Annotated in this window: 10 protein-coding genes; 8 read left to right on the forward strand and 2 right to left on the reverse strand. The window is 74.8% G+C overall.

Annotated elements, in window-relative coordinates:
- Positions 1-76: 76 nt before the first annotated feature.
- The 8 genes from GV155_RS08240 (at position 77) to coaE (ending at position 10,562) form a co-directional block, all read left to right on the forward strand.
- Positions 77-1,210, forward strand: a complete 1,134-nt coding sequence (locus tag GV155_RS08240) for a MinD/ParA family ATP-binding protein (RefSeq protein WP_201300107.1) — start codon at positions 77-79, stop codon at positions 1,208-1,210.
- 116 nt (positions 1,211-1,326) lie between these two features.
- On the forward strand, positions 1,327-2,337 hold the full coding sequence (locus tag GV155_RS20965; protein WP_160006982.1) for an NADPH:quinone reductase: 1,011 nt from the start codon (positions 1,327-1,329) through the stop codon (positions 2,335-2,337).
- A gap of 277 nt (positions 2,338-2,614) precedes the next feature.
- The gene (gene pyrR, locus GV155_RS08250; RefSeq protein WP_160011017.1) at positions 2,615-3,190 is read left to right on the forward strand and encodes a bifunctional pyr operon transcriptional regulator/uracil phosphoribosyltransferase PyrR; all 576 of its coding nucleotides are present in this window, start codon (positions 2,615-2,617) and stop codon (positions 3,188-3,190) included.
- On the forward strand, positions 3,190-4,119 hold the full coding sequence (locus GV155_RS08255; RefSeq protein ID WP_160006984.1) for an aspartate carbamoyltransferase catalytic subunit: 930 nt from the start codon (positions 3,190-3,192) through the stop codon (positions 4,117-4,119). The genes pyrR and GV155_RS08255 overlap by 1 nt, the downstream gene beginning before the upstream one ends.
- A complete protein-coding gene (locus GV155_RS08260; protein ID WP_160006986.1) occupies positions 4,119-5,444 on the forward strand; it encodes a dihydroorotase in 1,326 nt (441 codons plus the stop codon). Before GV155_RS08255 ends, GV155_RS08260 begins: the two co-directional genes overlap by 1 nt.
- Entirely contained in the window at positions 5,441-8,362 is a 2,922-nt protein-coding gene (gene hrpB / locus GV155_RS08265; protein ID WP_160006988.1) for an ATP-dependent helicase HrpB, read from the forward strand. The genes GV155_RS08260 and hrpB overlap by 4 nt, the downstream gene beginning before the upstream one ends.
- Positions 8,359-9,864, forward strand: a complete 1,506-nt coding sequence (gene rpsA / locus GV155_RS08270; protein WP_160006990.1) for a 30S ribosomal protein S1 — start codon at positions 8,359-8,361, stop codon at positions 9,862-9,864. Before hrpB ends, rpsA begins: the two co-directional genes overlap by 4 nt.
- A 110-nt stretch (positions 9,865-9,974) precedes the next feature.
- Positions 9,975-10,562, forward strand: coding sequence for a dephospho-CoA kinase (coaE, locus tag GV155_RS08275; RefSeq protein WP_160006992.1), 588 nt, complete (start codon positions 9,975-9,977; stop codon positions 10,560-10,562).
- Between the two features lie 31 nt (positions 10,563-10,593).
- Here the strand turns inward: coaE and GV155_RS08280 are convergent, their stop codons facing one another.
- Complete coding sequence (locus tag GV155_RS08280) at positions 10,594-11,133, reverse strand: GNAT family N-acetyltransferase (RefSeq protein ID WP_160006994.1); 540 nt, start codon at positions 11,131-11,133, stop codon at positions 10,594-10,596.
- Positions 11,134-11,281: 148 nt separating this feature from the next.
- Positions 11,282-12,256 carry a sigma-70 family RNA polymerase sigma factor gene (locus GV155_RS08285; RefSeq protein WP_160006996.1) on the reverse strand — a complete coding sequence of 325 codons (975 nt, stop codon included), beginning with the start codon at positions 12,254-12,256 and terminating at the stop codon, positions 11,282-11,284.
- Between the last annotated feature and the right edge of the window lie 169 nt (positions 12,257-12,425).

Genomic DNA, 12,425 nt, shown 5'->3' on the forward strand with positions numbered 1-12,425 from the left:
AGGCGCCCGTGGCACGTCTCGACCCCCGGGCCGTGGGAGGGTGGGGCCCGATCTGACCGCACCCCGACGGAGCGCCATGACCAGCCACGACCCGTACCCCGATGCCCTGAGCTCGGACGGCACCCCCCCGACCTCCCCGGGTCGACGGGTCCAGCAGCCCGCGTCCCCCGAGCAGCCGCCCGCGGTGCAGGAGGTGCCCGCGGGGCGTCGGGTCGCCCCGGCCCCGGCGGAGCAGCAGGTCGGGACCGCCGTCGAGCCGGTCGAGCCACGCCGCTTCGTGACCGCCACCGACTTCCTCGAGCGGCGGCGCCAGGAGCAGGAGCCGGGCCCTGCGACCTGGGGCTGGCGCGGCGCGCTGAACAAGCTCAGCGGCGGCGCGCTGCGGCTGCGCGCCGGCGGGGCCGAGCGTGCGCACGAGCAGCAGCGGTTGTCGATCCAGCGTGACTTCGAGGGCCCACGCACGATCGTGTTCGTGAACCCCAAGGGCGGTGCGGCCAAGACCACCGGCGTCCTCGCTGCCGGCCACACCTTCGGCACCGTGCGCGGCGGCGGCGTCGTGGCCTGGGACAACAACGAGACCCGCGGCACGCTCGGCATCCGGGGGGTCCGCGGCGAGCACCGCAACACGACCCGCGAGCTGCTGGAGGACCTTGGTCGCTTCAGCGACGTCTACCAGTCGCGGATCGGCGACCTCGGGGCGTTCGTCCGCTCCCAGGGCGACGCGCACTTCGACGTCCTGGCCTCCGACGAGCGGCCCGACGTCACCGGCACCATCCACGCCGACGACTTCGCCTCGGTGCACGCCCTGCTGGAGCGGTTCTACCGGCTGGTGCTCGTCGACACCGGCAACAACATGCGCGCCGAGAACTGGCTGGCCGCCGCCGAGCAGGCCGACCTGCTGGTGGTCACCACCACCGTCCGCGAGGACACCGGCTACAGCGGCCTGTGGATGCTCGACGCCCTCCAGGACGCCGGCTACGCCGACCTCAAGCGCCGCACGGTCACGGTGCTCTCCGACCCCGCGCCGAAGGTCGACGAACGGCTGGCCCGCGACCTCACCGAGGTCTACGAGCAGCGCACCCGCGCGGTCTACCGGGTGCCCTACGACCCGGCGCTGGTGACCGGCGCGGTCGTGCCGTACTCCCAGCTCTCCGGCGAGACCCGCCGCGCCTGGCTGCAGGCGTGCGCGGGGATGACCGACGCGCTGTAGCGGCGCCGGGACCTGCGGGACGTCATACGTCCCGAGGACACCTGTCCTCAGGACGTATGACCTCCTCGGCAGGGAGGGTGACCAGCGCGCGTACGACGGCCGTTAGCGTCGCCGGCATGCGAGCAGTCGTCTACTCCCAGACCGGTCCGTCATCCGTCCTGCAGCCCGTCGAGCGCGACCTGCCGGAGCCCGGGCCGGGTGAGGTCCGGGTACGCGTGGTCCGCTCCGGGGTGAACCCCACCGACCACAAGTTCCGCGCCGGGGCGATGCGCGGCCACGACGAGGTCAGCCCGGGGATGGACGGCAGCGGCGTCGTCGACGCCGTCGGTGCGGACGTCGAGCACCTCGCGGTGGGCGACCGGGTGTGGGTCTACCTCGCCCAGCACGGCCCGGCGTACGGCACCGCCACCGAGCACACCGTGCAGCCCGCCGACCGCGTCGTGCACCTCCCGGAGCAGGCGTCGTACGACCTGGGGGCCGCCCTCGGCGTGCCTGCGATCACCGCGCACCGGGCGCTGACCTCCGGCGAGGTCAACCGGCTCGCGCCGGGCACGCTCGACGACCACGTCGTGCTGGTCGCCGGGGGCGCCGGTGCGGTGGGCAACGCCGCGATCCAGCTCGCCCGCTGGGCCGGCGCGACCGTGATCACCACCGTCAGCAGCGAGGAGAAGGCCGTCCTGGCGCGCGCCGCGGGCGCCCACCACGTCGTCGACTACGTGCACGGCGACGCCCAGGCCGAGATCCTCGGCATCGCGCCGGACGGGGTCGACCTGGTCGTCGAGGTCGCCCCGGCGCCGAACCAGGCGCTCGACCTCGCGGTGACCCGGGTGCACGGCACGATCGCGGTCTACGCCAACAACGGCGGGGAGCAGCTCACGCTGCCGTTGCGCGAGACGTTCAGCCGCAACCTGCGCTACCAGTTCATCATCCTCTACACCCTCGACCCGGCGCTGCTCTCGCTCGCCGTCACCGACGTCAGCGCGGCCGTGCTCGACGGGGCGCTGCGGGTGGGCGAGGACGCCGGGCTCCCGCTGCACCACTACCCGCTCACCGACGTCGCCGCCGCCCAGGACGCCGTCGAGGCCGGGCTCGTGGGCAAGGCGCTGCTCGACGTCGCGGACGCCTGAGCGCCGGCCCGCCGGGCGCCCGCCCGCCGCGGCGACCACGCGCTGTCACGCTGTGTTACTTCCTCAGGTGCGGCGTCACGACGCTGCACCGGATGAAGTAACACAGCGTGACAGCCGGCGTCGTGGCCTCGCGGCGGCGCCCGGTGCGGGCGCCTGGCGGCGCTGCTAGGGTCGCCGCGATCGACATCCTTTAACGAGCCGTCCCGTGAGGCGGAGAAGGAGGTCCGGCGCCCTCGTGCCCACCCCGCAGACCCCCGACGACCGCGACGTCCCCACCGTGGACGCACCCGCGGACGCCCCCGCCGACGCAGCCGGCCGTGTCGTGCTCGACGCCCGTGACATCTCCCGGGTCCTCACCCGGATCTCCCACGAGATCCTCGAGCGCAACAAGGGCCCGCAGGACCTCGTCCTGCTCGGCATCCCGACCCGGGGCGTCGGCCTGGCCCGTCGGATCGCCGCCCGGATCGCCGCGACCGAGGGCGTCGAGGTGCCGGTCGGCGCGCTCGACGTCACCTTCTACCGCGACGACCTGCGCCAGCAGCCGACCCGCGGCCCGCAGCGCACCCAGGTCCCGCCCGGCGGCATCGACGGCCGCACGGTCGTGCTCGTCGACGACGTGCTGTTCTCCGGGCGTACGGTCCGGGCGGCGCTCGACGCGATGAACGACCTCGGCCGCCCCGAGGTCGTCCGCCTGGCCGTGCTGGTCGACCGTGGCCACCGGCAGCTGCCGATCCGGGCCGACCACGTCGGCAAGAACCTGCCCAGCGCCCGTACGGAGCGGGTGATGGTGCGCCTGGAGGAGCTCGACGGCCGCGACGAGGTCCGCATCGCCGGGCCGGGGGAGGAGCGCTGATGCGCCGCCACCTGCTGTCGGTCGACGACGTCGACGCCGACGAGATCGCCGCCCTCCTCGCCACGGCCACCGAGATGCACGACGTGCAGCGCCGGCAGGTCAAGAAGCTGCCCGCGCTGCGTGGGCGCACCGTGATCAACCTGTTCTTCGAGGACTCCACCCGCACCCGGTCCAGCTTCGAGATCGCCGGCAAGTGGCTCTCGGCCGACACCGTCAACATCACCGGCAAGGGCAGCTCGGCCTCCAAGGGCGAGAGCCTGCGCGACACCGTGCGCACGATCGCGGCGATGGGCGTCGACGCGCTGGTCATCCGGCACGGCGCCAGCGGCTCGGCCCAGCAGGTCGCGCAGTGGGTCGACGCGTCGGTCGTGAACGCCGGCGACGGCACGCACGAGCACCCCAGCCAGGCGCTGCTCGACGCCTACACGCTGCAGCAGCGGATGGGCCCGCTCGAGGGCCGCCACGTCGTGCTGGTCGGCGACCTGACCCACAGCCGGGTCTTCCGCAGCAACGTCAAGTGCCTGACCAAGCTCGGGGCCGAGGTCACCGCGGTCGCGCCGCCGACGCTGATGCCCAGCGGCGTCGAGGCGTGGTCGCGCGAGGCCGGGTTCGCCACGTCCTACGACCTCGACGAGGTGCTCCCGAAGGCCGACGCGGTGATGATGCTGCGCGTCCAGCGCGAGCGGATGGCCGGCGGGTACTTCCCCAGCGCGCGGGAGTACACCGTCGGCTACGGGCTGACCCGCGACCGGCTCGACGTGCTCGGGCCCGACGTCCCGATCTGCCACCCCGGCCCGATGAACCGCGGCCTCGAGATCGCCGCCGACGCCGCGGACGCCGCCCAGTCGCTGGTCCTCGACCAGGTCTCGGCCGGGGTCGCGGTACGGATGGCGATCCTCTACCACCTGCTCGCCGGAGAGGACTCCTGATGACCGAGCCCGCCCCCCGTCCCGTGCTCGTCCGCGGCGCCTCGCTGCTCGGCGAGCGCACCGCCGACCTGCTGCTGCGCGACGGCGTCGTCGCCGAGGTCGGCGAGCGCGGCTCGCTCGCGGCCGGCGACGCCCGGGTGGTCGACGCCGACGGCCTGGTGGCGCTGCCCGGTCTCGTCGACCTGCACACCCACCTGCGCGAGCCCGGCCGCGAGGACGCCGAGACGGTGCTCACCGGGTCGCGCGCCGCCGCCGCCGGCGGGTTCACCGCCGTCCTGGCGATGGCCAACACCAGTCCGGTCACCGACACCGCCGAGGCCGCCGAGCGGGTCCTCGACCTGGGCCGGGCCGCCGGGCTGGTCGACGTGCAGCCGGTCGGTGCGGTCACCCACGGCCTGGCCGGCGAGGAGCTCGCCGAGCTCGGCCTGATGGCCCGCTCGCGGGCGCGCGTCCGCGTCTTCTCCGACGACGGCCGGTGCGTGGCGAACGCCCGCGTGATGCGTCGTGCGCTGGAGTACGTCAAGGCGTTCGGCGGCGTGGTCAGCCAGCACGCGCAGGACCCCGACCTCGCCGGGCCGGCCTCCTGCTGCCACGAGGGCGAGCTCTCCGGCCGGCTCGGGCTGCCCGGCTGGCCCGGTGTGGCCGAGGAGGTCATCGTCGCCCGCGACGTCATGCTCGCGCGGCACGCCGGCTCGCGGGTCCACGTCGCCCACGCCTCCACCGCCGGCACCGTCGAGGTGCTGCGGTGGGCCCGGGCGCAGGGGATCGCGGTCACCGCCGAGGTCACCCCGCACCACCTGCTGCTGACCACCGACCTGCTGTCCGGCTACGACCCGACCTTCAAGGTCAACCCGCCGCTGCGTCCCGACGAGGACGTGGAGGCCCTGCGCGCGGCGCTGGCCGACGGCACCATCGACGCGGTGGCCACCGACCACGCCCCGCACGCCCGGCACGACAAGGAGCACGCCTTCGTCGACGCCGCCTTCGGGATGGTGGGCCTCGAGACGGCGCTGCCGGTCGTGGCCACGACCATGGTCGCGACGGGCCGGATGACCTGGGCCGACGTCGCCCGCACCATGTCGACCACGCCGGCCGCCATCGCCGGCCTCGCCGGGCACGGCGCCGCGCTGGTCGTCGGCGCCCCGGCCAACCTCACGCTGGTCGACCCGACGGCGACCCGGGTCGTGGACCGCGACGCCTCGGTCTCGCGGTCGCGCAACAACCCCTGGCACGGACGCGAGCTGACCGGGGCGGTCCGGGCCACCGTCCTGCGGGGCCGACCGACCCTGCTGGACGGGGAGCTGGTCGACCCGGCCGTCGGGTGAGCGGGCCGACCGGGACGCGCGGCCCGGGGGAGGACGCCGTACGCCGGCTCCTCGCCGACCCGCCCGACCTCCCGGTCCGGCACGGCTTCGACGCCCTCCGGGCCGCCCTGCGCGAGCGGGGCGCTGCGGTGCTCCAGGCGCCGCCCGGCTCCGGCAAGACCACGCTGGTGCCGCCGGTGCTGGCCGACCTCCTCGGCCCGGACGGCGGGCGGATCGTGGTGACCCAGCCGCGGAGGATCGCGGCGCGGGCCGCCGCCCGTCGCCTGGCCCACCTGCTCGGCGAGCCGGTCGGCCGCAGCGTCGGCTTCGTGGTGCGCGGCGAGCGGGTCGTCGGCCCGGAGACCCGGGTCGAGGTGGTCACCACCGGGATCCTGCTGCGCCGGCTGCAGCGGGACCCGGACCTGCCGGGCGTCGGCGCCGTCGTCCTCGACGAGGTCCACGAGCGGGCCCTGGACGCCGACCTCGCGCTCGCCCTGACCGTGGACGTGCGCTCCGCGCTGCGTCCGGACCTGCTGCTGGTCGCGATGTCGGCCACCGTCGAGGCCGAGCGCACCGCTGCCGCCCTGGCCGGGGGCGAGGACCCGGTCACGGTGGTCGACGTCCCCGGCGCCCTGCACCCGGTCGAGCGGCGGTGGGTGCCGCTGCCGGGCGGGGTCAAGCGGCTCGACGACCGGGGGACCACCCCGGCCTTCCTCGACCACGTCGCCGCCACCGCCCGGGCCGCGCTGGCCCGCGACCCCGGCGACCTGCTGGTCTTCCTGCCCGGCGCCGGGGAGGTCGACGGCGTCGTCCGACGCCTGCGCGGGACCGTCGACGCCGCCGTGCACCCGCTGCACGGCCGGCTCCCGTCGGCCGAGCAGGACCGGGCCCTGGCGCCGGCGGCACCGGGGGAGCGGCGCGTGGTCGTGTCGACGGCCGTGGCCGAGTCGTCCCTGACGGTCCCGGGCGTACGCCTCGTGGTCGACGCCGGGCTGTCCCGCGAGCCCCGCACCGACCACCGCCGCGGCCTCGCCGGGCTGGTCACGGTCCGGGTGAGCCGGGCCGGCGCCGACCAGCGCGCCGGCCGGGCCGGTCGTGAGGGTCCGGGCGTGGTCCACCGCTGCTGGTCGGAGTCCGAGGAGCCGCACCTGCCCGCGCACCCCGAGCCCGAGGTCGTGACCGCGGACCTGACCGGCTTCGCGCTCGAGCTGGCGGTGTGGGGCGCGCCGGACGGGGCAGGGCTGGCGCTGCTCGACGCCCCACCGGCGCCGGCCCTCGCCGCGGCGCGGGCGGTGCTCGCCGACCTCGGCGCCGTCGAGCCGCCGGAGGACGGTGGCGCCGTCACCGCCCGGGGCCGGGCCCTGGCGCAGGTGCCGACCGACCCCCGCCTGGCCCGGGCGCTGGTCGACGGGGCGCCGCTGGTCGGGGCGCGTCGCGCCGCCGAGGTGGTGGCCCTGCTCGCCGAGGACGTCCGCGCCCCCGGCGCCGACCTGGTCGCGGCCCTGCGGGCGGTACGCCGCGGCGGGCCCGGTGCCGCGACCTGGAAGGCGACCGCCCGACGGCTCGAGACGCTGATAGGGAGGTCGGGTCCGCCGTCGGAGCAGCTGACCGACGACGTCGCGGTCGGCCTCGTGGTCGCCCTGGCGCACCCCGACCGGGTGGCGCGCCGCCGCCCGGGCGGGACGTCGTACCTGACCGTCGGCGGCACCGGCGCCGCCCTGCCCCGCGCCGGCGACCGCGACGCAGGCACGACCGGGTTGGGCGCGCTGGAATGGCTGGCCGTCGCCGACCTCGACCGCCGTCCAGGCGCCGGGGACGCGACCGTCCGGTCCGCCGCGCCGCTCACCGAGGACCTCGCCCTCGAGGCGGCCGCGGCCCGCTGGCGGGAGACCGACGACGTCGGCTGGCGAGGCGACCGCGTGGTGGCCCGCCGGGTCACGAGGCTCGGCGCGATCAAGCTCTCCTCCGCCCCGCTCAGCACCCTGCCGCCCGGCGCGATGGCGACCGCCTGGCGCGAGCGGCTGGCCCGGGAGGGACTCGACGCGCTGCCGTGGGGCGAGGCCGCCCGGTCCCTGCGCCGCCGGCTCGACTTCCTGCACCGCACCCTGGGCGACCCGTGGCCCGACGTCTCCGACGCCGGCCTGGCCGCCACGGCCGAGCGGTGGCTGGGCGCCGACCCCCGGCGTACGGACCTGGTCGCCGCCCTGCGCGGCCTGCTGCCCTGGCCCGAGGCCGGCCGGGTCGACGAGCTGGCCCCGGAGCGGGTGAGGGTGCCCAGCGGGTCGAGCGTGCGGGTCGACTACGCGGGCGACCAGCCCGTGCTGGCCGTACGCCTCCAGGAGGTGCTCGGCTGGGAGGCCTCGCCGCTGCTCGCCGACGGCCGGGTGCCGCTGCTGCTCCACCTGCTCTCCCCGGCGCAGCGCCCGCTCGCGGTCACCGCCGACCTGCGGTCGTTCTGGGACGAGGTCTACCCGCAGGTGCGGGCCGAGATGCGCGGGCGCTACCCCCGCCACCCCTGGCCCGAGGACCCGTGGACGGAGGGGGGAGGGGAGGAACGCGGAGGGAGGCTGGTGGAGCACGGGCTGGGACGCCCGGCGAACCCGTGGGACGGGCCGCGTCACCTTGATATCGCGGTACGGGGAGGTGGGCGCCGGGTCGGACGAAAGTTCTCGCGGCCGAGACACCGACCGGCAGGCGTCGCCCCCACCAGTCCGCCACCGCCACCGGTTGGACCTGCCACGAGGGCAGGCGTACGCTCCACTACGCGAGTGGAGTCCGCCGGGTCCCATACCGAGCGGACGAGGATCGTTATCGATCGACACCCTCCGTCGGCCCGTCAGAGGCCGCAGGGTGCCAGCCGGTCAGCCGGAGGTAGCGAACAAGGACTTCACGCGTCGCCGTACGACTCCATCCGACCGAAGGTTCCACTACCCCTATGACGAGCACCATCATCCCTCCCGCCGATGCCGCGCCGCAGGTCGCGATCAACGACATCGGGTCCGAGGAGGACTTCCTCGCCGCGATCGATGCCACCATCAAGTACTTCAACGACGGTGACATCGTCGAGGGCATCATCGTCAAGGTCGACCGGGACGAGGTCCTGCTCGACATCGGTTACAAGACCGAGGGCGTCATCCCCTCCCGCGAGCTGTCGATCAAGCACGACGTCGACCCCCACGAGGTCGTCGAGGTCGGCGACGCGGTCGAGGCCCTGGTCCTCCAGAAGGAGGACAAGGAGGGTCGCCTGATCCTGTCCAAGAAGCGCGCCCAGTACGAGCGCGCCTGGGGCACGATCGAGCAGGTCAAGGAGGAGGACGGCGTCGTCGAGGGCACCGTCATCGAGGTCGTCAAGGGCGGCCTCATCCTCGACATCGGTCTGCGCGGCTTCCTGCCGGCGTCGCTGGTCGAGATGCGCCGAGTGCGCGACCTCCAGCCCTACGTCGGCCAGAAGCTCGAGGCGAAGATCATCGAGCTCGACAAGAACCGCAACAACGTGGTCCTGTCGCGCCGTGCCTGGCTCGAGCAGACCCAGTCCGAGGTCCGCCACAGCTTCCTCACCCAGCTCCAGCGCGGCCAGATCCGCAAGGGCGTCGTGTCCTCGATCGTCAACTTCGGTGCGTTCGTGGACCTCGGCGGCGTCGACGGTCTCGTCCACGTCTCCGAGCTGTCGTGGAAGCACATCGACCACCCCTCGGAGGTCGTGGCCGTCGGTGACGAGGTCACCGTCGAGGTGCTCGACGTCGACATGGACCGCGAGCGGGTCTCGCTGTCGCTCAAGGCGACGCAGGAGGACCCCTGGCAGCACTTCGCCCGCACCCACCAGATCGGTCAGATCGTGCCCGGCAAGGTCACCAAGCTGGTGCCCTTCGGCTCGTTCGTCCGTGTCGAGGAGGGCATCGAGGGCCTGGTGCACATCTCCGAGCTGGCCGAGCGCCACGTGGAGATCCCCGAGCAGGTCGTGCAGGTCGGCGACGACGTCATGGTCAAGATCATCGACATCGACCTCGAGCGTCGCCGCATCTCGCTGTCGCTGAAGCAGGCCAACGAGAACCCGGCCGCCACGGACGTCGAGGACTTCGACCCCACGCTCTACGGCATGACGGCCACCTACGACGAGCAGGGCAACTACGTCTACCCCGAGGGCTTCGACCCCGAGACGGGCGAGTGGCTCGAGGGCTACGACGACCAGCGCGCCGTGTGGGAGCAGCAGTACGCCACCGCTCACGAGCGCTGGGAGGCCCACGTCAAGCAGCAGGCCGAGGCCGCCAAGGCCGAGGTCGAGGCCGGCGAGGCCACGTCCTACTCCTCCGACGGCGGCAACACCGCCTCGGGCTCCACGCAGCAGGCGTCCTCGGGCGCCACGGAGAGCACCGGCGGCTCGCTGGCCTCCGACGAGGCCCTCCAGGCCCTGCGCGAGAAGCTCACCGGCGGGGGCGCCTGACCCGCACGCAGCACCCACGACGACCCGTCGCGACCTCGGTCGCGGCGGGTCGTCGCCGTTCGCGGACCGGTCGGCCGGGCCCGGGCGCGCCGGTCCACTAGCCTGGGCCGATGCGCGTCGGACTGACCGGTGGGGTCGCCTCAGGCAAGAGCACGGTCTCGGCGGTCCTCGACGAGCTGGGGGCGGTGGTCGTCGACTCCGACGTGATCGCCCGCGAGGTCGTCGCGCCCGGCACCCCGGGCCTGGCGGCCGTGGTCGGCGAGTTCGGGCACCAGGTCCTGGCCCCCGACGGCTCGCTGGACCGCCCGGCGCTGGGCAGGCTGGTCTTCGGCGACGACGAGGCCCGACGCCGGCTCGAGGGCATCGTGCACCCGCTCGTGCGCGCCCGGGCCGCCGAGGTCGAGCACGCCGCCCCCGCCGGCTCCCTGGTCGTCCACGACATCCCGCTCCTGGTCGAGACCGGCCAGGGGGACCGGTTCGAGGTCGTCGTCGTGGTCGACGTGCCCGAGGACGTCCAGATGACACGGATGGTCGGTGACCGCGGCTGGACCGAGGAGGACGCCCGGGCCCGGATCGCCGCCCAGGCCTCGCGGGAGGACCGTCTGTCCGTCGCCACGCACGTGCTGGACAACACCGGGTCGGTCGACGACCTGCGGCGAGCGGTCGAGGAGCTCTACGCCGGACTGGCGTCCGGGTGAGCGCCCCGGACGGACACGCGTGGCCGGCGCCTCAGGTCGCCGGCAGCGCGCGCGTGTAGCGCGTCTCGGCCAGGTCGACGGGGTCCGGGCCCCCACGACGGTCGACGCGGGTCGCACCGTCGACGCGCCACCCCTGGCGCTCGTAGAAGGCCCGCGCCCGGGTGTTGGTGCTCAGCACCCACAGCGTGGCCGTCGTCGTCCCGGTGCGGGCCAGCCCCTCGACCGCCGCCGCGTCGAGCGCCCGTCCGGTGCCCCGCCGCCAGCGGTCCGGGTCCACGTAGAGCGCCCACAGCTCGCCGGTCAGGGGCGCGGCGTCGGGGTCACGCGAGGGCCCCACGGAGGAGAAGCCCAGCACCTGGTCGGCGACCACGGCGACCGAGGTCGCCGCGCCCCCGGGGTCGGGGTGGGTGAGCCGTTCGCGCCAGCCGACGGTCCGCTCGGCCACCGAGAGGGAGTCGAGGACCGCGTCCGGCAGGAGCCCGCGGTAGCCCACCTGCCACCCGCGCACGTGCACCCGCGCGATCCCGGCCGCGTCGTCGGGCTCGGCGCGGCGTACGACCGGCGCGTCCATGCCGCGATCGTGCCAGGTCCGGCGCGGGACCGCGGTCCGACCGGCCCGACCCCGCACGCACGACGACCCCGACCAGGTCTCGGGTCCTGGTCGGGGTCGCCTGCTCGGGGGCGTCGCACCCGGTCTCGGGTCGGGCGCGACGCCGGTCTCAGGCCGCCAGGTCGGGGTCGCCCAGGCGGCGCAGCTTCTGCAGCGCCTCCCGCTCCAGCTGGCGCACGCGCTCCGCGGAGATGCCGTGCTTGGTGCCGATGTCGGCCAGCTTGTGCTGGCGTCCGTCGACCAGGCCGTAGCGGGAGCGGATGATGTCGGCCGCGCGGTCGTCGAGGTTGCCGACCAGGGCGTTCAGCCGCTCACGCGCCTCGGTGTCCAGGACCGTGAGGTCCGGGCCGGGGGCGGTCTCCTGGGCCATCAGGTCACCCAGCGAGGTGTCGCCGTCCTCGTCGACGGGGGTGTCGAGGCTGACGTGCTCGCGGCCCCACGCCATCAGGTCCAGGACCCGGTCGACGTCGAGGCCGAGCTCCATCGCGATCTCCTGCGGGTCGGGGTCGCGACCCAGCTGGCGCTCCAGGGTGCGGCGGGCGCCGCCGACCTGGTTGAGCTCCTCGACGACGTGCACCGGCAGGCGCACGACCCGGGCCTGCTGCGCGATGCCGCGCGTGATCGCCTGGCGGACCCACCACGTGGCGTAGGTCGAGAACTTGTAGCCCTTCGTGTAGTCGAACTTCTCGACCGCACGGATCAGGCCGGTGTTGCCCTCCTGGATCAGGTCGAGCATCGGCATCTGGGCCCGGCCGTACTTGCGCGCGATGGAGACCACCAGGCGCAGGTTGGCGGTGATGAAGGTCTGGACCGCCTTCTCGCCCTCGGCGGCGAGCCACTCGAGCTCGGCGAGGTTGGCCGACATCGGGGCACCGCCCTTGCGGCGGCCCACCCGGCCCTCGTCGAGCAGGGCCTGGGCCATCAGGCCGGCCTCGATGGTCTTGGACAGCTCGACCTCGGTGACGGCGTCGAGGAGGGGCGTGCGCGCTATCTCGTCGAGGTAGAGCCCGACGGAGTCACGTCCCTCGATCTCGCGTCCTCCAGAGCGTCGTGCCGCGGCGCGGGTGGTGGTGCTGGTCGCCATGCGAACCCCTCCTCTTGTCATCTGTCACAACACGGGGGAGTGGCCACCGATTCCCCAGCAGGTCACCCCTGCGGGGTGGGGGTGGCGGAGGGCCGATTCCCTGTTGCCTTCATCTAGGACGACGTCCCGCGAGGCTGCAGAGTTGCGTAGGAGCAGACTTCTCAGAAAG

It is taken from the genome of Nocardioides sp. AX2bis (assembly GCF_902506435.1).
GTDB lineage: Bacteria > Actinomycetota > Actinomycetes > Propionibacteriales > Nocardioidaceae > Nocardioides.